General features: G+C 69.2%; 20 protein-coding genes and 2 pseudogenes. 7 read left to right on the top strand and 15 right to left on the bottom strand.

What is annotated here, in order from left to right; translation table 11 throughout:
• Window position 1: 1 nt before the first annotated feature.
• The 6 genes and pseudogenes from nrdR to AL346_RS16565 all read right to left on the bottom strand — a co-directional run.
• Window positions 2–552, bottom strand: a pseudogene (gene nrdR / locus AL346_RS16590) (transcriptional regulator NrdR); the annotation flags it as partial.
• Window positions 553–576: 24 nt separating this feature from the next.
• Complete coding sequence (glyA, locus tag AL346_RS16585) at window positions 577–1,881, bottom strand: serine hydroxymethyltransferase (protein ID WP_019401186.1); 1,305 nt, start codon at window positions 1,879–1,881, stop codon at window positions 577–579.
• A 297-nt stretch (window positions 1,882–2,178) separates the two neighbouring features.
• A complete protein-coding gene (locus tag AL346_RS16580; RefSeq protein ID WP_019401187.1) occupies window positions 2,179–3,459 on the bottom strand; it encodes a L,D-transpeptidase family protein in 1,281 nt (426 codons plus the stop codon).
• Between the two features lie 266 nt (window positions 3,460–3,725).
• Entirely contained in the window at window positions 3,726–4,226 is a 501-nt protein-coding gene (ldtR, locus tag AL346_RS16575; protein ID WP_026014968.1) for a transcriptional regulator LdtR, read from the bottom strand.
• A gap of 331 nt (window positions 4,227–4,557) precedes the next feature.
• On the bottom strand, window positions 4,558–5,043 hold the full coding sequence (locus AL346_RS16570) for a DUF6163 family protein (RefSeq protein ID WP_019401189.1): 486 nt from the start codon (window positions 5,041–5,043) through the stop codon (window positions 4,558–4,560).
• A gap of 37 nt (window positions 5,044–5,080) precedes the next feature.
• Window positions 5,081–6,145 carry an enoyl-CoA hydratase/isomerase family protein gene (locus tag AL346_RS16565; RefSeq protein ID WP_245258853.1) on the bottom strand — a complete coding sequence of 355 codons (1,065 nt, stop codon included), beginning with the start codon at window positions 6,143–6,145 and terminating at the stop codon, window positions 5,081–5,083.
• Window positions 6,146–6,339: 194 nt separating this feature from the next.
• On the opposite strand from AL346_RS16565, the gene hemB reads away from it, so the two are divergent.
• From hemB to AL346_RS16535, 6 genes are all read left to right on the top strand, one after another.
• Window positions 6,340–7,479: a porphobilinogen synthase gene (hemB, locus tag AL346_RS16560; protein WP_019401191.1), complete on the top strand. Its 1,140-nt coding sequence runs from the start codon at window positions 6,340–6,342 to the stop codon at window positions 7,477–7,479.
• A gap of 42 nt (window positions 7,480–7,521) precedes the next feature.
• Window positions 7,522–8,859 (top strand): branched-chain amino acid ABC transporter permease, encoded by a 1,338-nt coding sequence (locus tag AL346_RS16555; protein WP_053193871.1) that lies wholly within the window; start codon window positions 7,522–7,524, stop codon window positions 8,857–8,859.
• An 89-nt stretch (window positions 8,860–8,948) separates the two neighbouring features.
• Window positions 8,949–10,193: a threonine ammonia-lyase gene (locus AL346_RS16550; protein WP_019401193.1), complete on the top strand. Its 1,245-nt coding sequence runs from the start codon at window positions 8,949–8,951 to the stop codon at window positions 10,191–10,193.
• A gap of 42 nt (window positions 10,194–10,235) precedes the next feature.
• Window positions 10,236–10,685: an RDD family protein gene (locus AL346_RS16545; RefSeq protein WP_040403744.1), complete on the top strand. Its 450-nt coding sequence runs from the start codon at window positions 10,236–10,238 to the stop codon at window positions 10,683–10,685.
• Between the two features lie 80 nt (window positions 10,686–10,765).
• Entirely contained in the window at window positions 10,766–11,512 is a 747-nt protein-coding gene (locus AL346_RS16540; RefSeq protein WP_019401195.1) for an arginyltransferase, read from the top strand.
• 229 nt (window positions 11,513–11,741) lie between these two features.
• A complete protein-coding gene (locus AL346_RS16535) occupies window positions 11,742–12,308 on the top strand; it encodes a biotin transporter BioY (protein WP_019401196.1) in 567 nt (188 codons plus the stop codon).
• A 48-nt stretch (window positions 12,309–12,356) separates the two neighbouring features.
• Here the strand turns inward: AL346_RS16535 and AL346_RS16530 are convergent, their stop codons facing one another.
• Window positions 12,357–13,679, bottom strand: coding sequence for a cytochrome c peroxidase (locus AL346_RS16530; RefSeq protein ID WP_197286573.1), 1,323 nt, complete (start codon window positions 13,677–13,679; stop codon window positions 12,357–12,359).
• A gap of 48 nt (window positions 13,680–13,727) precedes the next feature.
• On the bottom strand, window positions 13,728–14,585 hold the full coding sequence (locus tag AL346_RS16525; RefSeq protein WP_053193868.1) for a hypothetical protein: 858 nt from the start codon (window positions 14,583–14,585) through the stop codon (window positions 13,728–13,730).
• A 107-nt stretch (window positions 14,586–14,692) separates the two neighbouring features.
• On the opposite strand from AL346_RS16525, the gene AL346_RS16520 reads away from it, so the two are divergent.
• Complete coding sequence (locus AL346_RS16520; protein ID WP_019402309.1) at window positions 14,693–15,352, top strand: Fe2+-dependent dioxygenase; 660 nt, start codon at window positions 14,693–14,695, stop codon at window positions 15,350–15,352.
• 804 nt (window positions 15,353–16,156) lie between these two features.
• On the opposite strand, the gene AL346_RS16515 is transcribed toward AL346_RS16520, so the two are convergent.
• The 7 genes and pseudogenes from AL346_RS16515 to acpS form a co-directional block, all read right to left on the bottom strand.
• Window positions 16,157–16,909, bottom strand: a complete 753-nt coding sequence (locus AL346_RS16515) for an AAA family ATPase (protein ID WP_019404175.1) — start codon at window positions 16,907–16,909, stop codon at window positions 16,157–16,159.
• A gap of 12 nt (window positions 16,910–16,921) precedes the next feature.
• Window positions 16,922–19,168, bottom strand: a complete 2,247-nt coding sequence (parC, locus tag AL346_RS16510; protein ID WP_019404174.1) for a DNA topoisomerase IV subunit A — start codon at window positions 19,166–19,168, stop codon at window positions 16,922–16,924.
• Window positions 19,169–19,654: 486 nt separating this feature from the next.
• A pseudogene (gene recO, locus AL346_RS16505) lies at window positions 19,655–20,359 on the bottom strand (DNA repair protein RecO); the annotation flags it as partial.
• Between the two features lie 30 nt (window positions 20,360–20,389).
• A complete protein-coding gene (gene era / locus AL346_RS16500; RefSeq protein WP_019404172.1) occupies window positions 20,390–21,340 on the bottom strand; it encodes a GTPase Era in 951 nt (316 codons plus the stop codon).
• Window positions 21,333–22,040 carry a ribonuclease III gene (rnc, locus tag AL346_RS16495; protein WP_053193865.1) on the bottom strand — a complete coding sequence of 236 codons (708 nt, stop codon included), beginning with the start codon at window positions 22,038–22,040 and terminating at the stop codon, window positions 21,333–21,335. Before rnc ends, era begins: the two co-directional genes overlap by 8 nt.
• A 16-nt stretch (window positions 22,041–22,056) precedes the next feature.
• Window positions 22,057–22,827, bottom strand: coding sequence for a signal peptidase I (gene lepB, locus AL346_RS16490; protein ID WP_019404170.1), 771 nt, complete (start codon window positions 22,825–22,827; stop codon window positions 22,057–22,059).
• 211 nt (window positions 22,828–23,038) lie between these two features.
• Window positions 23,039–23,443, bottom strand: coding sequence for a holo-ACP synthase (acpS, locus tag AL346_RS16485; protein WP_019404169.1), 405 nt, complete (start codon window positions 23,441–23,443; stop codon window positions 23,039–23,041).

The following is a 23,443-nucleotide window of genomic DNA, read 5'->3' as shown; positions in this document are numbered from 1 at the left end:
CTCGGGAACGCGCAGACGGCGCGGCGGAGAAGGTTTCCGGCGCGGCCGCTGGTCCGGGCACGGTCAACTTTCCTCGTGCTCCCGCCTGAGGGGAATGATCTCCCCCCCGGCCAGCTCGCCGATGATCTCCTCGAAATCCTTGGCCTCGCGGAAATTGCGATAGACCGAGGCGAAGCGGACATAGGCCACGCTGTCGAGGTTGCGCAGCCCTTCCATGACGAGTTCGCCGATCTTCTCGCTGGGGATCTCGGTCTCGCCGGAGCTTTCGAGCTGGCGCACGATGCCGTTGATCATGCGCTCCACCCGCTCCTCGTCCACCGAGCGCTTGCGCAGCGCGATGGAGACGGACTGCATCAGCTTGTCCCGGTCGAAGGGCACGCGCCGGCCCGAGCGCTTCACCACCATGAGCTCGCGCAGCTGGACGCGCTCGAAGGTCGTGAAACGCCCGCCGCAGTCGGGACAGATGCGCCGCCGGCGGATGACCGAATGGTCGTCCGTCGGGCGCGAGTCCTTCACCTGCGTGTCGAGGTTACCGCAATAGGGGCAGCGCATGGCGCGTCTCCGGCCGTGGCGGCCTCAGGGATAGATGGGGAACCGCCGCGTCAGCTCGTGAGCCTTCTCGCGCACCGCGTTCTCCACCGCCGCGTTGTTTTCCTCGCCGTTCTTGGCGAGCCCGGCAAGCACCTCGCCGATGAGCTCGCCGACACGCCGGAATTCGGCGACGCCGAAGCCGCGCGTCGTGCAGGCCGGCGTGCCGAGCCGGATGCCGGAGGTGATCGTCGGCTTCTCGGTGTCGAAGGGCACGCCGTTCTTGTTGCAGGTGATGTGCGCGCGGCCGAGCGCCGCCTCGGCCGCCTTGCCGGTGAGGCCCTTGGGGCGCATGTCGACAAGCATCAGGTGGTTGTCCGTGCCGCCGGAGACGACGGCGAAGCCCGCCTCCACCATCGTGTCGGCGAGAACCTTGGCATTCTCCACCACCGAGCGGGCATAGACCTTGAACTCGGGCCGCAGCGCCTCGCCGAAGGCCACCGCCTTGGCGGCGATGACGTGCATGAGCGGACCGCCCTGCAGGCCGGGGAAGATGGCGGAATTGATCTTCTTGGCGAGGTCCTCGTCATTGGTGAGGATCATGCCGCCGCGCGGCCCGCGCAGGGTCTTGTGGGTGGTCGTCGTCACCACATGGGCGTGCGGGAACGGCGAGGGATGCGCCCCGCCGGCCACGAGCCCCGCGAAATGGGCCATGTCGACCATGAAATAGGCACCGACAGCGTCCGCGATCTGGCGGAAGCGGGCGAAGTCCCAATGGCGCGAATAGGCCGAGCCGCCGGCGACGATGATCTTGGGCTTGTGCTCGTGGGCGAGGCGCTCGACCTCGTCCATGTCGACGCGCTGGTCGTCCTCGCGCACCGTGTAGTGCACGGGGCGGAACCACTTGCCCGACATGTTGGGCTTGGCGCCATGCGTCAGGTGCCCGCCGGCGGCGAGGTCGAGGCCCATGAACACGTCGCCCGGCTGGGCGAGCGCCATGAACACGGCCTGGTTGGCCTGCGAGCCGGAATTGGGCTGCACATTGGCGAAGCGGCAGTCGAACAGGCGGCAGGCGCGCTCGATGGCGAGTTCCTCGGCGATGTCGACGAACTGGCAGCCGCCGTAATAGCGGCGCTTGGGATAGCCCTCGGCGTACTTGTTGGTCATCACCGAGCCCTGCGCCTCGAGCACCGCCCGCGAGACGATGTTCTCGGAAGCGATGAGCTCGATCTCGGTCTGCTGGCGGCCGAGCTCGAGCTCGACGGCACGGGCGATCTCGGGGTCGGCATCTGCCAGCCCGGCCGAGAAGAAGCTGTTGGACAGATGGGACGGAACGGCGTTGCTCGCGCTCATGGCTTCACCTCGACTTCAGGTCACCTGGTCCGGGTCACCGACGATCGGGGGCCGCCCGCCTCCCGAAGCGCTGGACGGGACGTCCAGCCGGGGCGCAAGCCTTTCGTGTGATGACCTACGATATGTTGGGGCGGGCCCTCTCGTCCCGCACGAGAGGTGCATAACACTTCGCCCGGCGGGCGCCAACAGGCGCGGGACGCTCAACGGCGTCGCACCCGCTGCATGGGCGGGCGCGGGCCGCAAAAGCAAACGGCCCGCCGAAGGGCGGACCGTTTTTTCGGGAACCGGGACGGAAGGTCAGTTGACCGGTTCGGTCTCTTCCGCCTGGGCCGCGGCCATCACGTTCTGCACGCCGAGGCCGTCGCGGTTGTAGACGTCGTCGCGGAACTGCACGATGCCGTCCGGCGATGCCCAGGCGGTGATGTAGGTCCAGTAGACGTTCACCGGCCTTGCGAGGCGGGCGTCGATTCGCTCGCCCGAGGCGATCGCCTGGTCGATCGCCGCGCGATCCCAGCCGGACGTCTCCTTGAGCAGCCAGGTGATGTAGTCGCGCACGTTCTGCACGCGCACGCAGCCCGACGAGACGAAGCGGAAGTCGTCGCCGAAGATGCCCTTGGCCGGCGTGTCGTGCATGTAGACGCCGTGCGGGTTGGGAATGTTGATGCGCACGAAGCCCATCGAGTTGAGGTCCGCGCCGGGATCCTGGCGGAACATGTAGCGCGTGGCCTCGTCGGAGTTCCAGTTGATGCTCTGCGGCGGAACTTCCTGGCCCTGGCCGTTGTAGACGCGGATCTTGTTGTCCGACAGGTAGGTCGGGTCCTGCCGCATCTTCGGGATGAGGTCCTTGCGGATGATGGAGGCCGGCACCGTCCAGAACGGGTTGAAATTGATCTCGGTGATCTTGGCGTTCATGATCGGCGACTGGCGGTCGATCTTGCCGACGCCGGCGGCGTGACGGCTGACGACCTGCCCGCCCTCGACCGTCTCGACGAGCGCGGCCGGGATGTTGACGATCACGTAGCGCTCGCCGAGGTCGCCCGACAGGGCGCGCAGGCGCACCAGGTTGATCTCGAGCTGGCGCAGGCGGGTATCGACCGGCACGTTGAGCGCGGAGATGGTCGGCCCGTTGACAACGCCCGTCGCATTGAGGCCGTGCCGCGCCTGGAAGCGCTTCACCGCGGCCTCGACATAGGTGTCGAACACCGGAGAATTGCCGGCGGACGGCTCGAGGTCGCCGGACAGGATGAGACGTTCGCGCAGGGCGACGACGCCGGGGCCCTTTGCGCCGACGCGCAGCCGCTGGTTGGACGACACCTGGCCCCAGCCGCCCCGCGCCGCGATGTCGCGATAATGCGCAATGGCCTGCTCGGTGCCCGTGATCGCCTCGTGCGAGACGGTGGGCATGAAGGAGCGCTGCACGCGGATGCGCGGCGCCGCGTCGTAGCCCTGGCTCCACTCGGCCTGCGAGGCGATCACCATCGGCTGCTGGGCGGCGGCCGGAGCCGACAGGGCGGCACACGCAACGGCGACGGCACCGGCGAAGGCGGAGGCATTGATTTTGGAAACCGAAATGCGCACTGGCGGGATCCCGATCGTCGAATTCGCTCTGACTGCCGGCGGCGCGCAAGAACGCCGCCACATCGCCGCCCGTACGGACGACTGACCCTAATTAAACCGTCTACGGTTAATCAAGCGTGAGCTGTCGGGGAGCACTCGGGCCAATTTGTGGCAGGCGGCGCCATGGTTCGGCCCTGCCGCGCGCAAAAACCCGGGCGCTGCAATTATGCAACATCCGGCGGCCGTGCCAGCCGCCGGATGCCTTGCGAGCCATGGGAGAGAGAAGGTCAGAGCCGGTAGCGGATCTGATCCGTCCAGTAGCGCTCGAGCCGCACCAGGGCCTGGTTGAGGTTGCGGAAATCCTCGGCGGTGACGCCGCCGATCGTCTCGATCGTCCGCGTGTGCTTGTCGTAGAGCGTGGACACGATCTCGTGAACTTCGCGCCCGCGATCGGTCAGACTGATGCGCACCGAGCGACGGTCGACCCGCGAGCGGGCATGGTGCAGGTAGCCCATCTCGACGAGCTTCTTCACGTTGTAGGACACGTTGGAGCCGAGATAGTAGCCGCGGGTGCGCAGCTCGCTCGCCGTCAGCTCCTTGTCGCCGATGTTGTAGAGCAGGAGAGCCTGCACCGCGTTGACGTCCGTGCGCCCGCGGCGCTCGAACTCGTCCTTGATGACGTCCAGGAGACGCCGGTGCAGCCGCTCCACGAGGGTCAGAGCTTCCAAGTAGAGCGGACCGATTTCAGCGTCTATGGAATGAACCGGCGTCGGCTCTACCGTTTTCATCACAGTCCCCATCATACGCCCCATCGCCTGTTACGCAGGCCGGATTGTGATCTTCCGGCCTTTTATGAGGAGTACGATAGCCTGCGCCGATGAAGACGAATTTAAACAATACGATGAATCAAATCTTTGCGAAACGTCGTAAATCAAATCTCAACAATCGTTGACCGTTACGGCTACTCGGCGGACATGCCTCGCATACTCCTTCCCGCATTCGCTGCAGGTTCCGGCTTATTGCAACTGACGTCGACGCCCGGTGCAAGGGAAAAGATTGCCAGTCGCCGCATGGGCCTTGCGATTAGTCCGCAAACGAAGGCCCGCCACGCGCAAGACATCAGTCTTCCTGGCGCGCCGCCTTCCACGAAATCGCGAGATAGAGCAGGATGAGCGAGACGAATGCGCTCAGCGTCATGGCGTTGCTCATGACGATACGCGGAAAGAACAAGGCGAGGATGATGTGGCTCGTGACGGCCAGAAGCCACATCACGCCGCCCCACGTGCTCGTCAGCCACAGGCCGACGGCCGCCACGAGGTCGATGACGGCGAAGTAGATGATGGTGGCCTGGAAGGACAGCGAGCGCGCCTCGAAGGCGACGCCCTCCCCCGGGCCGAAGCCGAGCAGCACGGCCCAGGCGCCGAGGCCTTTCACCAGCCAGGCGCAGGCCATGACGCGCATGAACCAGACGAGCATCTGGTCCCAGCGCAGGGCCGCCGCCCGCTCGTGCAGGGCGATGGCGTCGAGCAGCCCGCGCGTGGTGCCGGGCGGCCGGCCCGGCTGCCCGCCGCCACGAGCCTCGTCGTCTCCGCTGCGCTGGAACATGCCATCACCCCTTTCCGCCCGGAAGGGGCCGGCCATCTCAATCGATGGCGAGGTCGCCTTCCGGTAACGGAGCGAAATAAGCCGCGATCGCCTCGCTTGTCACCTCCTCGACGCGCCCCGGGCGCCATTTCGGCGCCTGGTCCTTGTCGACGATCACGGCACGCACGCCCTCGTAGAAGTCGTGCCCCTCGGCGATGCGCGAGACGATGCGGTATTCGAGCTGCATGGCCTCGGCAAAGGAGAGGCCGGCGCCGCGGCGCATCTGCTCGCGGGCAATCGCCATGCTGGTCGGCGACTTGGTGCGCATGAGCGCCGCCAGCCTGCCTGCATTTTCAGAGCCTTGGCCAGTTTCGCTCAGCAATCGATTCAGGATGTCGGGGATGTCCTCCCCCGCAAAGCAGCGATCGATCATCGCCCGCTCGCCGGCGAGCGGCGGCACGCCGGGATCGACGGCATGGGCGGCGAGCACCGCCGCGATGTCGCCGCCCGCGCATAAATCGTCCAGCACCTGCCCCATGGCCGAGGAGGCGACCGCGTGGGTGGCGATGCCAAGGGCGCAGGCATCAGCAAGGCCGATGCGCTCCCCCGTCACGGCGAGATAGGTGCCGGCGGCGCCCGGCAGCCGCGGCAGGGCGTAGGTGGCGCCGACATCCGGGAAGAAGCCGATGCCGACCTCCGGCATGGCGAACATCAGCTTCTCGCTCGCCACCCGGTGGCTGCCGTGCAGGGACAGGCCGACGCCGCCGCCCATGACGATGCCGTCGATGAGCGCGACATAGGGCTTGGTGTAGCTCTTGATGCGGGCGTTGAGCTTGTACTCCTCGCCCCAGAAGGTACGCGCCGCGTCGATACGCCCTTCCCGGCCGAGATCGTGCAGCCGGCGGATGTCGCCGCCGGCACAGAAGGCCCTGCCGCCGGCCCCGGTGACGACGACGCGGGTGACGGCCGGATCCTTCTCCCAGGCGTCGAGCGCGGCGCGCATGGCGCGCACCATGCCGAGGGTGAGCGCGTTGAGCGCCTTCGGACGGTTCAGCGTGACGACACCGGCGGCGCCGCGCCGCTCGCACAGGATTTCCGCTTCCGCCGCCTGATCGGACTGCACGTCGTCTCCTCCCATAAGTTCTTGCATCGAGCACGTCTTCGACGGGCAAGGTGCCGGCGCGCGTGCCGAGCGTCAACGCGCACCGGCGCGAGGCACGGCGGGGAAAAATGCACGGCCCGGCGTCCGGCGAATGCCTGTGCGGCATCGGCACGTCTTCCGGGCCGCCGCGCGATCATGCTAGGGCAAGGGGCACGATGGACAGCGACGGCGCCATGCCGGACCTGCATGAAGCGCCCGACCTGCGGCACGAGCGAGACTTCGAGAGCGACACCATGACATCCAAGACCGTCAGCCCCCTCGACGAGCGCAAGCGTGCGGGCGGGGAGACGCTCGCTGCGCCGGCCCTGCCGGTGCCCGTCAAGCGCCCGCGCCGCAACCGCAAGGCGCCGTGGGCCCGTCGGCTGGTGCAGGAGAACGTGCTGACGACGAACGATCTCATCTGGCCGCTCTTCGTCATCGCCGGCGACAAGCTGCGCGTGCCGGTCGCCTCCATGCCGGGCGTCGAGCGGCTGTCGGTCGACATGGCCGTGCGCGACGCCGAGCGGGCGGCAGCGCTCGGCATCCCGGCGATCGCCCTCTTCCCCTATACGGACCCGGCCCTGCGCGACGAGACCGGCAGCGAGGCCCATAATCCCGACAACCTCGTGTGCCAGGCCGTGCGCGCCATCAAGCGCGCCGTGCCGGAGGTCGGCATCGTCACCGACGTCGCGCTCGATCCCTATACCAGCCATGGGCATGACGGCCTGCTCGCCGGCGAGACCATCCTCAACGATGAATCGGTCGCCCTGCTCGTGCGGCAGGCGCTGGTGCAGGCCGAAGCCGGCTGCGACATCATCGCCCCGAGCGACATGATGGACGGGCGCGTCGCCGCAATCCGCGCCGCGCTCGACGGGGCCGGCTTCCAGGACGTGCAGATCATGGCCTATGCGGCCAAATATGCCTCCGCCTTCTACGGGCCGTTCCGCGACGCCATCGGCACCAGCGCGACGCTCGTCGGCGACAAGCGCACCTACCAGATGGACCCGGCCAATTCCGACGAGGCCATGCGCGAAATCGCAACGGATCTCGAGGAAGGCGCCGACATGATCATGGTGAAGCCGGGCCTGCCCTATCTCGACATCGTGCGCCGGGCCAAGGACACCTTCGGCGTGCCGACCTTCGCCTATCAGGTGTCGGGCGAATACGCGATGATCGAGGCCGCGGCCCGCAACGGCTGGCTCGACGGCGAGCGGGCCATGGTCGAGAGCCTCCTCGCCTTCAAGCGCGCCGGCGCCGACGGCATCCTGACGTATTTCGCGCCCCGGGTTGCGGAAAGGCTCGCCCGCGCGCTCTAAAAGGCCCCTTTCCCGGCGCGCGGCGCCCGCTACAGTGCGGCCATGCTGCGCCGCGTCCTCCTGTTCCTCGCCGCCTGCCTCGCCCTTGCGGGCTGCGGGCGCGGCGTCGATGCGGAACAGGCGCGCATCTGCCGGCAGGCGATCCCGGCCCTCAATGCCGACGGCGCCAACTTTCGCCTGTCGGAGCCGCGCCCCGGGCCGGGCCGCAACGAGGTGCTGATCCATTACGAAGTCGACACCCCGCGCAGCACGCGCCGGCGCGCCATCACCTGCCGCTTCGCCGGGGCCGGCTTTGCCGCCGGCAAGGCGCGGCTCGTCGGCATCACGACCGAGCGGGGCGCGCTCAACGACGCCTCGGTCTATTTCCTGCAGCGCTTCTATCTCGAGACGCCCGAGGCGGCCGCGGCCGACCCGGAGCGGAGGGCGGCCTCGGCGCGCGTGCTGCAGCTGCCCTCGCCCCTCGCCTACGCCCTGCAGCAGGCCCTTGCCGCTCTGCCCATGGCGGCGATCTACGGCCTTCTTGCCGCCTCCTATGCGCTCATCTTCGGCCTCGTGCGGCGCATCATGCTCGGCTTCGGCGAATTCGCCGTGCTCGGCGGCATGGCGGCGACGCTGACCATAGCGCTCTCCGTCGCCGGCGGCGCCGTGACGCCGCTGCCCGGCCTCCTGTCGGGCCTCGTGGTCGCGGTGACGGCGGGAGCCCTGCACGGGCTCGTCGCGGGGCGGCTTGCCGTGGCGCCGCTGCTGCGCCTCAAGGGCCAGCAGATCGTGATCGTGACGGTCGGGCTCTCCATCGCGCTCGCCGAATACCTGCGCCTCGCCCAGGGCGAGAGCGGGCGCTGGGTGCCGCCTGTCTGGAATGCGACGCTCGGCATCGCCGGCGCCCGCGATTTCCTCGTCACCGTCACGCCCATGTCGCTCCTCGTCACGGCAACGGGCGCGCTGGCGGCCGGGCTTCTCATGCTCCTCCTGGCGCGCACGCGCTTCGGCCGCGCCTGGCGGGCCTATGCCGACGATCCCGTGGCCGCCGCCCTCTTCGGCATCGACGGGCGCGTGCTGTTCTCGATCACCTTCGCCCTCGCCACTGGCCTTGCCGCGCTCGCGGGCTTCCTGATGGTCGCGCAATATGGCGGCGTCGGCTTTTCCGGCGGCCTGGCGCTCGGGCTGAAGGCGCTCGTCGCGGCGGTCGTCGGCGGCATCGGCTCCGTCGCCGGCGCGCTCGCCGGGGGGCTCGTCATCGCCGCGGTGGAGGCCGCCTGGTCGGCGGCGCTGCCGATCGAGCTGCGCGACATCGCGGTCTACTGCCTGCTCGTGCTATTCCTCGTGCTGCGGCCGGGCGGGTTGTTCGGTGAACGCCACCTGGTGCCGCGCGAGATATGAGCCACCGCGCGCAGCATCTGCGATAGGCCGCGCGGTCGGCGTCGATTAAGGGGAGCGGCTGGCAAGCCATGCTGGAGGACGTATCGGGAATGACCGCTGAGCGGCACGCCATCACCCTCGCGGATGTCGAAGCGGCGGCGGCCATCGTCGCCGGAAAGGTGCTGCGCACCCCGATGATGCCCGCTCCGCGCCTGTCGGCGCTCACCGGCGCCGAGGTCTTCGTCAAGCATGAGAACATGCAGGCGACCGGCTCCTTCAAGGAGCGCGGCGCGCTGGTGAAGCTGACGCGCCTCACCGACGACGAGCGCCGGCGCGGCGTCATCGCCATGTCCGCCGGCAATCACGCCCAGGCGGTCGCCTATCACGCGCGGCGGCTCGGCATTCCCGCCACCATCGTGATGCCCGAGGCGACGCCCCTCGTGAAGGTGGAGAACACCCGGGCGCACGGGGCGCGCGTCGTCCTCTTCGGCGAGACGCTGTACGAATCGGCCGAGCGGGCCCGCGCCATCGCCGCCGAGGAAGGGCTCGTCTTCGTCCACCCCTACGACGACCCGGCCGTCATGGCGGGCCAGGGCACCATCGCGCTCGAGATGCTGGCCGACATGCCGGACCTCGACACGCTCATCGTGCCCATCGGCGGCGGCGGCCTGTTCTCCGGCATCGCCGTGGCGGCGAAGGCGCTGAAGCCCGGGATCGACGTCGTCGGCGTCGAGGCCCTGCTCTACCCCTCCTTCCACAATGCCATCACCGGCAGCGACCTGCCCATCGGCGGACCGACGCTGGCCGAGGGCATCGCGGTCAAGACGGTGGGCACGATGACCTTGCCGATCGTGCGGGCGCTCGCGAGCGAGATCATCCTCGTCGAGGAAGCGGCCATCGAGCGGGCGGTCAACGCCTATGCCACCCAGCAACGCACCATGGCGGAGGGCGCGGGTGCGGCCGGCCTCGCCGCCATGTTCACCCGGCCGGACCGCTTCGGCGGCAGGAAGGTGGGGCTCGTCCTGTGCGGCGGCAACATCGACGCGCGGCTCCTCGCCTCGGTGATGGTGCGCGAGCTGGAGCGGGCGGAACGGATCGTCTCCTTCCGCATTACAACGAGTGACAGGCCGGGGCTGCTCGGCCGCGTCGCCAGCCGGCTGGGGGAACTCGGTGCCAATATCCTCGAAGTCTCGCACGGGCGCCTCTATCTCGATGTCCCGGCCAAGGGGGTCACCATCGACCTCACGGTCGAGACGCGCGATGCCGAGCACACCCGCGCCATCCTCGCCGCGCTCGAGGCGGACGGGCTCGCCCCGCGCCGGGTCGATGCCCGCGGCCTGAGCGAGACGCCGTGAAGCACCGCGACCAGCCGCCTCCCTCAAGACAGGACGGGATCCATGAGTGAGAACATGCCGACGCTGCCGCCCGAGGCCACCGCGGGCGTGCTGACGCCACGCCTCTTCGCCTATCTCGTCGACATCTGCGTCATTGCCGTGCTCATGGTGATGCTGTTCGTCATCGTGGCGGTGCTCGGGGTCTTCACCTTCGGGCTCGCCTGGTTCCTGTTCCCGCTCGTCGGGGCGGGCACGGGCGTGCTCTACAGCGCGGTCACGGTGGGCGGCAGCCGGCAGTCGACCATCGGCATGCGCATGCTCGGCCTCAGGGTGATCGGCCCCGGCGGTACGCGGGTCGACTTCATCACCGCGGCCGTCCACGCGCTCCTCTTCTATGTCGCGGCCGGCACCGGGCTGGTGCTGGTGATCGACATCCTCGTCGGCCTCCTGCGCGACGACCGGCGGCTGCTGCACGACGTGCTCACGGGGCTCACGATCGTGAACGCGCGGTAACGGCGCTTGAGCGCCGTCAGGGCAGTGGTATCGTCAGTGGATACTCTCGCGGGCGATGAACGGACGGAGGGAGGAACGAGGTGACGACGCAACCGCGCGACGCGCCGCAGTTCTACCTGACGGCGCCCTCGGCCTGTCCCTACCTGCCGGGGCGGGAAGAGCGAAAGGTCTTCACCCATCTCATCGGCCGGCGGGCCGCGGAGATCAACGACATCCTGACACAAGGCGGCTTCCGCCGCTCGCAGACCATCGCCTACCGCCCGGCCTGCGAGCACTGCAAGGCCTGCGTGTCGGTGCGCATCGTCGTCGACGCCTTCCGGCCGGGGCGCAACCTGAAAAGGGTGGCCCGGGCCAATGCCGACCTCGTCGGCGCCATGGGCGAGCCGATCCCCACCTCCGAGCAATATTCGCTGTTCCGCCACTATCTCGAGGCGCGCCATTCCGACGGCGGCATGGTGGACATGACGATGCTCGACTACGCCATGATGGTGGAGGACAGCCACGTGCCGACGCGGCTCGTCGAATACCGCCGGCGCGGGCCGGATACGGGCATCAACGGCCGCGGCACGGGCGACCTCGTGGGGGTGGCGCTCACCGACGTGCTCGGCGACGGCCTGTCGATGGTCTATTCCTTCTACGATCCCGATGATGGCGAGCGCAGCCTCGGCAGCTTCATGATCCTCGACCATATCGCCAAGGCCCGGCGCCTCGGCCTGCCTTACGTCTACCTCGGCTACTGGGTCGAGGGATCGCGCAAGATGGCCTACAAGGCCCGCTTCCTGCCGCAGGAGCGGCTTTATCCGCAGGGCTGGGTGCGCTTCGGCTGAGGGTTCCCGCGACACGCCCGTTCCCCGGACACATGCAGCGAAGCGGAATGCGAGCCGGGGACCAGCGCATGAATCGCCGAAGGCGCCGCGATGAGCAGCATGCCGCCGAACATCCGGGGCACGACGGCGCACTCCGGTTTCGGCCCCTTGCCCCAGCTTTCCCACATCGACGGGCTTGACGACGGCGCACAGCCAAGGAAGTGTCGCGGCATCGATTGGGAGTCCCTTGATGTCGTACACCACCTCCACCCCTCATGCCGCGCCCCTGGCGCGTCTTGTCGGTTCCTCCGCCCTGCGCCGGGCCGCCGTCGTGCTCCTCGGCAGCTGGCTCATCGCGGCCTCGGCCTGGATCGAGGTGCCGATGTATCCGGTGCCCATGACGATGCAGACCTATGCGGTGCTGCTGGTCGGCGCGCTCTGCGGCTGGCGCCTGGCGAGCGAGACGCTGGTGGCCTACCTCGCGCAGGGCCTCGCCGGCCTGCCGCTCTTCGCCGGCGGCAATGCCGGGCTCCTCTACGCCATGGGCCCGACGGGCGGCTATCTCGTGGGCTTCCTTCTCGCCGCCGCCTTCGTCGGCTGGCTCGCCGACCAGGGCTGGAATCGCCACTACGGCAAGCTCGCCATCTCGCTCTTCGTCGGCCACCTCATCGTCTTCGTGCCGGGCGTCGCCTGGCTCGCCCAGCTGATCGGCTTCGAGAAGGCGATCGCCGCCGGTTTCGTGCCCTTCATCCTCGGCACGGTGCTGAAGTCGGCCCTCGCCTATGCGAGCGTCGTGGCGCTCGACCGCCGGCGCTGAGCACGCGACACGACCGATCAGGAAGGGCGGGCCTCGGGCCCGCCCTTTTCATTTCGGCGCCGGCTCCTGCGGCGCGACCTCGACGGTGAGACGCATCTCGGGGTGGATGCCGCAGGTGACCAGGAACTGCCCGGGCTCCTCGAAGGACAGGACCACCTTGTCGCCGGGCTCCTGCGCGCCGGAACTGTAGGTGAGGCGCGGGTCGTCGACGCGCACGTTGTGGGTGCGGGTGTCGTCGTTGACCACGGTGAGCCCCTCGCCCGCGCGGATGCGCACGTGATCCGGCGCGAAGCGCTTGCCGGCCTGGCCGATAGTAGAGACCGACACGGCCCCGGCGCTGCTCGGCGCCGCTTCCACATGCGGCGGCAGCGACGCCGACCGCGGCGGATCCTCGCTCGACAAGGTGCCGAGGAAGGCGATGAGCTGATCCCGCTCCGCCTCGCTCAGCGACAACCCCTTGGGCAGGTCGGCCGACAGCGTCGGCCGGTCGACGATGCCGTGCTCGTAATGGGCGACGACATCCTCCAGCGTCGCCAGCGCGCCGTCGTGCATGTAGGGCGCCGTCCAGGCGATCTCGCGCAGGCTCGGCGTCTTGAAGGCGTGATCGGCCGCCGCAAGGCCGAGGGCGGCGCCGCGGCCGCGGTCGTCGCCGGGAAGGCCGATGTCGTGGAAGGCCTCGTCGGTGAAGCGCCAGCCGCTGTGGCAGGCGACGCAGCCGGCCTTGCCTGTGAAGAGGTGGAAGCCGGCGATCTCGTCCGCCGTCAGCGCATCGCGCTCGCCCGCCACGAAGCGGTCGAAGCGGGTCTCCGGCGAGACGAGCGTGCGCTCGAAGGCGGCGAGCGCCCGTGACAGGTTGAGCCCGTCGACCACCGGGCGCTCGGGAAAGGTCTCGGCGAAGGCCGCGCGCATCGCCGAACCGTCGGAGAGGCGGGCAACCACCTCCTCCAGCTTCGCGCCCATCTCGACCGGGCTTTCGATGGGCCCGGTCGACTGGCTCTCCAGGCTCGTCGCCCGCCCGTCCCAGAAGAAGGTGCGGCCCCAGGCGAGGTTCCACAGCGCCGGCGTGTGGCGCGGCAGGCGGCTGCCGGCGATGCCGCGGCCGAGCGGCACGCCGTCGGCGAAGCCGAGCTGCGGATCGTGGCAGGAGGCGCAGGCGAGGCTGCCATCCCCCGACAGGCGCGTGTCGAAGAAGAGCGCCTGCCCGAGCGCGACCTGCCGCGCATCGTCGTCCTCCGCCGAGGGGCGCCGCGCAGGACGGGCGAAGGCGGCGAGGACATCGGCCGCTACGGACGGCGGCGTCTCGGCCGCCGACAGGCCGGCACAGAACACGACGGCGCAGGCGCCGGCGGCCGCGCGCCACGGCCGCCGCACCGCCCGATCAAAGGCTGCGCCGAATCTGCTGCCTGCGCGCGCCATCGCTCACATCAGCTTGCCGATCTCGATCTCGGCCTTGGCGATGAGCCCGAGCACCTCGGAGACGTCGAGCACCGGCTTGCCCGGCGCGACCGCACTGGGCCAGGCCTTCTTCAGCTCGGCCAACTCGTGCTGCAGGGCGGCATAAGCCCCGGCGTTCTTCTTCTCGAGGTCGGGCGCGACCGCCGCCAGCATCTGCTCGGCCTGAAGGATGAAGCCGCGCGAATCCTGATACTCGACCACGAGCTTGAACTTGCCGTCCTCGATGGCCGCTTCGTATTCCTCGCCGGCGGTGTTGAGCACCTCGAGCACGGCATCGAGCGTCAGGCCCGGCCAGTCGGCGGTCTTCGCCTGCACCGCCGCGTCGGCGGCCGCGAGGCGATCGCGCACCGTCTTCAGCGCCCCCTCGTAAGCCTCCTGCTTCTGCGCCTTCACCGTCTGGGCGAGCACCTTGAGCGCCGCGGCGAAGGGCGGGATGCCGAAGCTCTTGAGATCGCCGGCGATGCCGCCGTAGAGCTCCTCCGCCGGGTGGAGGAAATGCACCATCGCCTCGCTCCAGCGCCCCGCCTCGACCAGTTCGTTGCCAACGGTCAGGTGACCGCTGATGAGGGCGAGATCGCGCGTCAGGCGCAGGTCCGGCGCCAGCTCGGCACCGCCGCCCTCGCCTTCGCCATCCCCAGCCGCGGCATGGCCGGCGTGGCTCTCCGCCACGCGCAGGACGAGATCGCGAGCCGCTGACGCCTCGCCGGGCGCCGCCTGCTCGATGCCGCGCGCCAGCGGCTGCGCCTCGGCGGGGGCGCCGACGCCGGCGCCGGCGAGCACGGCCGCGCCGAGGCCGACCCAGACTTTCCGCGACTTGATCATGGCTGTTCTCCAGCTCAGAGAATGGAATTGTTACAATTAAAATTTCTATTCATTTTCATGATCTTAGCTATTTGCTATGCCCGTTCCGGTCAATGGAGACATGAAAGATGCTCGTCCTCATCGGCGATGTCCTGACGGCGGAAGACCTCACGCAGATCCGCGAAGCACTGGCCCACCTGCCCTTCGAGGACGGGCGTGCGACGGCGGGCCGCAGCGCCCGGCTCGTCAAGGACAACGAGCAGGCGCGGGAGGGCGCGGCCGTGCGGGGCCTGCGCGAGAGGATCTCGGCGCGCATCCTCGCCAATCCCGTCTTTGCGGCGGCGGTCCGGCCCAAGGCGCTGACTCCGATCCTCTTCAGCCGCTACGGCGCCGGCCGGGCCTATGGCACGCATGTCGACAACCCGATCATGCACGGGCTGCGCACGGACGTGTCCTTCACGCTCTTCCTCGCCGATCCGCAGGCCTATGAGGGCGGCGAGCTCGTCATCGAGAGCGCGGCGGGCGAGGAGGCGATCAAGCTGCCCGCCGGCCATCTCGTCGCCTATCCCGCGACGACGCTGCACCGGGTCGAGCCGGTGCGAACCGGCGAGCGCCTCGCCGCCGTCGGCTGGGCACGCAGCTACGTGCGGGACGGGGCGCGGCGGGAGCTGCTCTTCGACCTCGACACTGCGCGCACGCGGCTGTTCGAACAGCACGGCAAGACGCCGGAATACGACCTGCTTGCCAAATGCGCCGCGAACCTGACGCGCATGTGGGCGGAGGATTGAGGAAACGGGTGAGGCAGGCGGATTGGGAAAGACTGCCACATGGCCTTTCGAACCGCTTCCCCCGTCTCCGCCATTTCGCCGTTTCCACCGCTTCCGCCGTCATACCCGCGCTTGTCGCGGGCATCCACGCCGTCCACGCTCGTGCAGGGGTGAAAGGCGTGGATGGCCGGGACAAGCCCGGCCATGACGAACGGAGAGGTTGTGCCCCACGCTCTTCCCGCTTCCTTTGCGCAGCCGTCTCCACCGTCATGTCCGCGCTCGTCGCGGGCATCCACGCCATCCACGCTCGCGCAGGGTCGAAAGGCGTGGATGGCCGGGACGAGCCCGGCCATGACGGGCGGGGAGGTTGTGCCCCACTTCTCCCGTTCCCTTTGCGCAGCCGTCTCCACCGTTGTGCCCGCTCGTCGCGGGCACCCACGCCGCGACGCCCGCGCAGGGTCGAAAGGCGTGGATGGCCGGGACGAGCCCGGCTATGACTCGGGGAGGTTGTGCCGCGCTCTTCCCGCTTCCTTTGCGCAGCCGTCTCCACTGTCATGCCCGCGCTCGTCGCGGGCATCCACGCCGTGACGTTCGCGCAGGGGTGAAGGGCGAGGATGGCCAGGATGAGCCCGGCCGTGACGGGCGGAGAGGTTGTGCCTCACTCTTCCTGTTCCATTTGCGCAGCCGTCTCCACTGTCATGCCCGCGCTCGTCGCGGGCATCCACGCCGTGACGCTCGCGCAGGGGTGAAGGGCGTGGATGGCCGGGACGAGCCCGGCCGTGATGCGGGGAGGCTGCGCGTCACTCTCCAGTCCCGCCCCCGCCGTCACTCGTCCAGCATCGAATCGACGAAAAGCTCGGGGTCGAGGAAGAACTCGCGCAGGACCCGGAAATGGTCCGTGTCCTCGATGCGCGTCGGGAACAGGCCGGCGCGGGTGAGCATCCTGAGGTCGGCGCCCGGATAGGCCATGAGGAGCGGCGCGTGGGTGGCGATGACCACCTGGCAGCGGCCGGACCGCTCCATGGCGCGCAGGATCTTCATGAACTCGATCTGCCGCGAGGGCGAGAGGGCCGATTCCGGCTCGTCGAAGAAATAGACGCCCTGCCCCGCGCAGCGCTCGCGGAAGAAGGCGAGGAAGCCCTCGCCGTGCGACATCTCCAGCCAGTCGGGCGGCGGGCCGCTCAGCGGCTCCTTCGCGGCCTCGACCATGTAGCGCACGAGGGAGAAGAAGGTCTCGGCGCGAAAGAAATAGCCGCGGGTGATGCGCGGCAGCCAGGAGAGCGCGAGCGCGTCGGAAAGCGTCGCCTCATCGTCGTGGCTGCCGAGCCGGTGGCCGGTCGCGCCGCCGAAATGGCCGAAGCCGGCCTTGACGGCGATGCCCTCCAGCAGCGTCGACTTGCCCACCCCGTTCTCGCCCACGATGACGGTGACGGGATGGGTGAAGGCGATCTCGAATTCCCGCTCCCGGAACATCGGCAGGCAGAAGGGATAGGCCGCCCAGTCGCCGACCTTCTCCGGCACCAGCGCGACGCGCTTCAGATAGGGCGCCGGCAGGTTGACGGGGCGCGACCTGCGCATCTTCGCTGCCCGTCAGCCGCCGAACTTGTTGTTGCGCGGAAAGCCCTTCGGCGGCAGGCGGCCGGCATCGCCGCGGTTGCCGAGCCAGTCCTTCAGGTCGTCGCCGGCCACCGTCCAGGTGCGGCCGGAGGTGTCCTTCCAAGTCAGGCCCTCGGCGAGGGCGAAGACCTTCACGTCCGACAGGCCGCCGTCCTTGTATTTCTGCAGGCGCACGCCGCGGCCGCGCGCCATCTCGGCCACCTGCGCGAGCGGGAAGGCGAGCAGCTTGCGGTTCTCGCCGACGATGGCGACATGGTCGCCCTCCGCCGGCACGCAGGCGGCCGCCTTGTAGGGGGCGGAGACGTTGAGCACCTGCTTGCCCTTGCGGGTGTTGGCGACGACGGCATCGGCCGCGGCGACGAAGCCGCGCCCCTCGCTCGACACCAGCAGCAGCTTCGTCTCCGGCCGATACGGGAAGGCGCCGACGATGTCCGCGCCCTCGTCGAGATCGGCCATCAGGCGCACCGGATCGCCGAAGCCGCGCCCGCCAGGCAGCTTCGAGGCCTCGAGCGTGAACACCTTGCCGTTGCTGGCGAGCACCAGGATCTTGGCCGTCGTCTCCGTGTGGAAGGCCACCTTGAGGGCGTCGTCGCCCTTGAACTGCAGGGTCGAGAAATCGGCCACGTGGCCCTTGAGCGCCCGGATCCAGCCCTTCTCGGAGAGGACGACCGTGACGGGCTCGCGCTCGACCATGGCCTCCGTCAGGTCGATGGCGGCCGCCTCCGGCGCCTCGGCGAAGGTGGTGCGGCGACGCCCCAGCGGGGTCTCGGGCCCGAAGGTCTTTTTGACCTCGCGGACCTCCCAGGCCACCGTCTTCCACTGCTTGTCCTCGGAGGCGATGAGGTCCTCGATGCCGCTCTTCTCGGCGGTGAGCTCGTCGAACTCCTTGCGCAGCTCCATCTCCTCCAGCTTGCGCAGGGAGCGCAGCCGGGTGTTGAGGATGGCGTCGGCCTGCACCTCGGTGAGGGAGAAGACCTTCATCAGCTCGGCCTTCGGCTCGTCCTCCTCGCGGATGATGCGGATCACCTTGTCGAGGTCGAGATAGACGATGAGCAGGCCGCCGAGGATCTCGAGCCGGCGCTCGATCTCGCCGAGGCGGTGGCGCGAACGGCGCAGCAGCACCTCGCGGCGGTGATCGAGCCACTCGCGCAGCGCCTCGGCCAGGCCGAGCACGCGCGGCACCTGGCCGGCCGTCAGCACATTCATGTTGAGCGGCACGCGGCTCTCGAGATCGGTGAGCCGGAAGAGCGATTCCATCAGGAGGACGGGATCGACGGTGCGGGCGCGCGGCTCGAGCACGATGCGCACGTCCTCGGCCGATTCGTCGCGCACGTCGGCGAGGAGCGGCAGCTTGCGCTCCTGCAGCAGCTCCGCGATCTTCTCAATGAGGCGGGCCTTGGCGACGCCGTAGGGAATCTCGGTGACCACGGCGACCCAGCCGCCGCGGCCCGTCTCCTCCTTCTCCCAACGCGCGCGCACGCGGAAGGAGCCGCGGCCGGTGCGGTAGGCGTCGAGGATCGATTCGCGCCCGTCGACAATGATGCCGCCGGTCGGCAGGTCCGGCCCCTGCACGAAGGTGAGAAGCTGCTCCGAGGACGCGCGCGGGTGGCCGATGAGGTAGAGCGCGGCATCGCACAGTTCGGCAACGTTGTGCGGCGGGATCGACGTCGCCATGCCGACGGCGATGCCCTGGCTGCCGTTGGCGAGGAGGTTCGGGAAGGCCGCCGGCAGGACGATGGGCTCGCGGTTAGCCTCGTCGTAGGTCTCGCGGAAATCGACGGCGTCCTCGTCGATGCCCTGCAGGAGAAGGCGCGCCACCTCCGTCATGCGCGCCTCGGTGTAGCGCATGGCGGCGGCGTTATCGCCGTCGATATTGCCGAAGTTGCCCTGCCCCTCGACCAGCGGGTAGCGCTGGGCGAAATCCTGCGCCAGGCGCACCAGCGCGTCATAGATCGCCTGGTCGCCGTGCGGGTGGAACTGGCCCATGACGTCGCCGACGACGCGGGCGGACTTCTTGAAGGCGGCGCCGGGGTCGAGCCTCAGGAGACGCATGCCGTAGAGGATGCGCCGGTGGACCGGCTTCAGGCCGTCGCGCGCATCAGGCAGCGCCCGGTGCATGATGGTGGACAGCGCATAGGCGAGGTAGCGCTCCTCGAGCGCGTCCTTGAGATTGATGTTCTCGATGCTGCCACCGGACGGCGGATCGACAGGCTTGCCCATTCCCAATTCCTCTCTCGGGGAACGGGTAGCGAACATGGCGCCGCACCGCAAGTGCGACGGGGTGGTTTACGGCTGCCGCAGCATTGCTTCGCGGGATCGGGCGACCGCGTCATCTCTCCCACCAGCGGCGGCGAGCTATCGCATATGCACGTCGAGGTCTTGATCCTCCCCCGCACAGGAGAGGTGGCACCGCGAAGCGGTGACGGAGGGGGCCGCGCGGCTGAGATTGCAAGCACCGTTCCCGGCCTTGACCCCACCCGTCTCGGTCCTGCGGACCGATCCACCCTCCCCTGAAGGGGAGGGATCAATGTCGCTCGTTCGCTGGCGATAGCCCTGCCGCCAGCATGGAGCGGGTCCAGGGAAGAGGCAAAGGCCGATGGAGCAAGGCAGACATCGGCCTTGCGGGAATGGCCGCCCCTCACCCTGCCCTCTCCCCGCTCGTGGGGAGAGGGTCCTGTCCGGCCCCTCGCCGCGCGCGAGAAACTCGATCAGGCGCCGGCGGGCGTCGGGCTCGGTAAGGCCGCGCGGCTCGTAGACGTGGCGGGCGAAGAAGAGCCCCGTCAGCTGGAAGCCGGCGAGCACGTCGGCGGTGCCGATCGTGTCGACGAGGCCGCCCTCGCGCAGGAAGGAGGGCAGCGGCAGCAGCCGGTCGCGGTAGGGCTCGCCCGCCGCGCGCGAGACGGCGCGGCCGGACTTCGGCGAGACATAGACGAGCTCCTGCGTGCCGCCGGTGGCGGCGCAGCTCGAAAGGTCGAGGCCGAAGCCGAGCTCGGCGAGCATGGCGAGCTCGAAGCGCACGATGAGCGCCGGGGCGATGGCGGGATCGTCCATGTGCTCCATGAGCACGGTCAGCGCCTCGTAGAGGCCGGGATGCGGGTCCCGCTCCGGCATCAGGCGCAGCAGGGCCGTCAGGGTGCCGAGGCCGTGGAGCGCGAGCGGGGATGCGATGAAGCGGGCGGCGCGCATGGCGGTCGCCTCCACCGCATAGAGGCCGAGGTGCTCCTCGATGCGGGCGCGCCAGACGACGGCGACGCTATTGCCCGGCTGCAGGACGGGCTGCAGGCGGCGCGAGCGCCCGCCGCGCACGAGGCCCATGTGGCGGCCGTGCGCCGCCGTCATCAGCTCGAGGATGACATTGGCCTCGCCGTGGCGCCTGGCGCCGAGCACGATGCCTTCGTCCTGCCATTCCATGGCTCACCCGGATGGCACGCCCGGCGGGGCTCAGCCCTTCGGAAACTCCAGCCCCATCTCGCGGTAGCGGGCGGGATCGTCGCTCCAATTCTCGCGCACCTTGACGAAGAGGAACAGGTGCACCTTCGTCTCGGCGACCTCGGCGATCTCGGCCCGGGCGAGCGAGCCGATGGTCTTGATGGCCTGGCCGCCCTTGCCGAGCACGATCTTGCGCTGGCTCTCGCGCTCCACGTAGATCGTCTGCTCGATGCGCACCGAGCCGTCCTTCATCTGCTGCCACTGCTCGGTCTCAACCGTGGAGGAATAGGGCAGCTCGTCGTGCAGGCGCTCGAACAGCTTCTCGCGCGTGATCTCGGCGGCGAGCATGCGCAGCGGCGCGTCCGAAACCTGGTCTTCCGGGTAGAGCCAGGGGCCCGGCGGCATCATGGTAGCGAGCTTGGCGCGCATGCCGGCGACGCCGCTGCCGGACAGCGCCGAGACCATGAAGGTCTCGGCGAAGGGCTGGCGGGCGTTGATGTCGGCGGCGAGCTGGAGGAGCTTCTCCTTCTGCACCACGTCGACCTTGTTGAGGATGAGCACCTTCGGCTGGCGGATGTCCGCGAGCTTGCCGAGGATGGCCTCGCTCTCCTCGTCGAGGCCCTTGCGCGCGTCGATGAGGAGGCAGACGACATCCGCGTCCCCCGCCCCGCCCCAGGCCGAGGTCACCATGGCGCGGTCGAGCCGGCGCTTGGGCCGGAAGATGCCCGGCGTATCGACGAAGATGATCTGGCTCTCGCCTTCGAGCGCGATGCCGCGCACGAGGGCGCGCGTCGTCTGCACCTTGCGCGAGACGATGGACACCTTGGTGCCGACGAGGGCGTTGACGAGCGTCGACTTGCCGGCGTTGGGCGCGCCGATCAGGGCCACGAAGCCGCAGCGCGTCGCCCCGCCTGCCGGAGAAGCGTTTTCTGCAGCGTTTTCGCCAGCGTTCTCGTCAGACATCCTGATTCACCGTCCAGATCCTCTCGCGCAGCAGGAAGGCCTCGGCCGCAGCCTGCTCGGCGTTGCGCTTGGCCGTGCCGCGCCCTTGCGCCTGCACCATGCCCTCGACATTGACGCCGATGACGAACTCGGGCGCATGGTCCGGCCCGGAGCGCTCGACGAGCTCATAGGTCGGCGCCGGCAGGCCGCGCCCCTGCGCCCACTCCTGCAGCGCCGTCTTGGCGTCGCGCAGCGGGCGGCGCGGGGCATGCAGGCGCGCCGCGAAGGCCCGCTCGACCAGCGCGCGCGCCGCGTCGTAGCCCCCATCGAGGAAGACCGCGCCGACGATGGCCTCGCACACGTCGGCGAGGATAGCATGATTGCGGCGCGCACCGGAGGAGACCTCGCCGTCGCCGAGGTGCAGGTGCGGCCCGACGTCCCAGGCCTGGGCGACCTCGGCGCAGCTCTCCTTGCGCACGAGCTCGGCGAGGCGGCGCGACAGCTCGCCCTCCTCCGCCGCCGGGAAGGCGGCGAGCAGCATGTCGGCGACCGACAGGCCGAGCACCCTGTCGCCCAGGAACTCGAGGCGCTGGTAGGAGCGCGTCTTGTCGGAGGGCGAGGCGCTGACATGGGTCAGCGCGCGCTTCAGGAGATCCTTGTCGGCGAAGGAATAGGCGAGCTGCGCTTCGAGCGCGGCGGTATCGGCGGATTTGCGGCCCAACTTATTGCACCGTCTTTCACTTCACCGGGTTGAAGATGCGCTCCCAGCGCACCGTCCACGGCCATTCCCACACCTTCCAGCCGGCGCTTCCCTCCCCGATGGAGAAGAAGATGATCTCGGCGCGGCCGACGAGGTTCTCGAAGGGCACCTGGCCGACGGCGTTCTCGTCGCGGCTGTCGGTGGAATTGTCGCGGTTGTCGCCCATCATGAAGTAGTGGCCGGGCTGCACCTTGTAGACGTAGGTGTTGTCCCAGTAGCCGCGGTCGCCGTCGCGCTCGATGACGGTATGGGTGGTGCCGCCGGGCAGCGTCTCGCGGTACATCGGCACCTCGATGTCGCGGCCCCAGGAATCCTGCGTGACATAGTTGCCGACGCGCTCGCGCTTCACCGCCTCGCCGTTGATGTGCAGCACGCCGTCGATCATCTGGATGGTGTCGCCCGGCAGGCCGACGACGCGCTTGATGTAGTCGGTCGAATTGTCCTTCGGCAGCTTGAAGACGGCGATGTCGCCGCGCTTGGGCTCCGAGCCCCAGATGCGGCCGGAGAACAGCGGCGGCCCGAAGGGGAAGGAATAGCGCGAATAGCCGTAGGAATATTTCGAGACGAAGAGATAGTCGCCGATCAGCAGAGTCGGGATCAGCGAGCCCGAGGGGATGTTGAAGGGCTGGAACAGGAAGGTGCGCACCACGAGGGCGATCAGCAGCGCCTGGACGATGACCTTGACCGTCTCGAGAACGCCGCCCTGGTCGGCTTTCTTCTTCGTATCGTCCACGCGCGCCTCGTCCATCGATCGTGCCTTCTCGGGAACCCTCACCGGACCACGTTTTTCGACGCCACGTGGAGCGGCTCCAACCATTGCTCGTGACGGCCGACGGAAAGCCCGCCGCAGGCCGCGCCTGTTCAAAGAATTCGTTGCGGTCTAGCCGATACGCTCCCGCGCCGCAACGCGAACCCGCGCAGGCCATAGCGGATGTGATTGCGGCGCGAGCGTGGCACGATCAACCCGGCCGCGCCAGCGCCTCGATGATGACGAAGGCCTGCGCCAGTGGCGGATCGTCCGTCAGCGAGACGTGCACCACCGCCTCGTGGCCGGGCGGCGTCATCTCCTCGAGCCGCTGCAGCGCGCCGCCGGTCAGGCGCATGGTGGGGCGCCCGCCGGGCAGGTTGACCACCTCCATGTCGCGCCAGAAGACGCCGAGCCGCATGCCCGTGCCGAGCGCCTTGGCGCAGGCCTCCTTGGCGGCGAAACGCCGCGCATAGGAGGCGGCCCGCGCCGCCCGCCGGTCGCTCTTCGCGCGCTCGCCCTCGGTGTAGACGCGGTGGGTGAAGCGCTCGCCGAAGCGCGCCAGCGAGCGCTCGATGCGGCGGATGTCGCAGAGGTCGGAGCCTATGCCGATGATCAT

It is taken from the genome of Chelatococcus sp. CO-6, from assembly GCF_001271345.1.
Lineage (GTDB): Bacteria > Pseudomonadota > Alphaproteobacteria > Rhizobiales > Beijerinckiaceae > Chelatococcus_A > Chelatococcus_A caeni.
This window is presented reverse-complemented; position numbering and strand designations above follow the sequence as displayed.

Coding starts and splice junctions, on each gene's coding strand:
- ldtR (WP_026014968.1), bottom strand. CDS start 4,226: ATGAAAACGGTAGAGCCGACGCCGGTTCATTCCATAGACGCTGAAATC.
- parC (WP_019404174.1), bottom strand. CDS start 19,168: ATGGGCAAGCCTGTCGATCCGCCGTCCGGTGGCAGCATCGAGAACATC.
- AL346_RS16545 (WP_040403744.1), top strand. CDS start 10,236: ATGAGTGAGAACATGCCGACGCTGCCGCCCGAGGCCACCGCGGGCGTG.
- lepB (WP_019404170.1), bottom strand. CDS start 22,827: ATGGACGAGGCGCGCGTGGACGATACGAAGAAGAAAGCCGACCAGGGC.
- AL346_RS16550 (WP_019401193.1), top strand. CDS start 8,949: ATGACCGCTGAGCGGCACGCCATCACCCTCGCGGATGTCGAAGCGGCG.
- hemB (WP_019401191.1), top strand. CDS start 6,340: ATGGACAGCGACGGCGCCATGCCGGACCTGCATGAAGCGCCCGACCTG.
- glyA (WP_019401186.1), bottom strand. CDS start 1,881: ATGAGCGCGAGCAACGCCGTTCCGTCCCATCTGTCCAACAGCTTCTTC.
- acpS (WP_019404169.1), bottom strand. CDS start 23,443: ATGATCATCGGCATAGGCTCCGACCTCTGCGACATCCGCCGCATCGAG.
- AL346_RS16520 (WP_019402309.1), top strand. CDS start 14,693: ATGCTCGTCCTCATCGGCGATGTCCTGACGGCGGAAGACCTCACGCAG.
- AL346_RS16525 (WP_053193868.1), bottom strand. CDS start 14,585: ATGATCAAGTCGCGGAAAGTCTGGGTCGGCCTCGGCGCGGCCGTGCTC.
- AL346_RS16570 (WP_019401189.1), bottom strand. CDS start 5,043: ATGTTCCAGCGCAGCGGAGACGACGAGGCTCGTGGCGGCGGGCAGCCG.
- AL346_RS16515 (WP_019404175.1), bottom strand. CDS start 16,909: ATGCGCAGGTCGCGCCCCGTCAACCTGCCGGCGCCCTATCTGAAGCGC.
- era (WP_019404172.1), bottom strand. CDS start 21,340: ATGTCTGACGAGAACGCTGGCGAAAACGCTGCAGAAAACGCTTCTCCG.
- AL346_RS16555 (WP_053193871.1), top strand. CDS start 7,522: ATGCTGCGCCGCGTCCTCCTGTTCCTCGCCGCCTGCCTCGCCCTTGCG.
- AL346_RS16535 (WP_019401196.1), top strand. CDS start 11,742: ATGTCGTACACCACCTCCACCCCTCATGCCGCGCCCCTGGCGCGTCTT.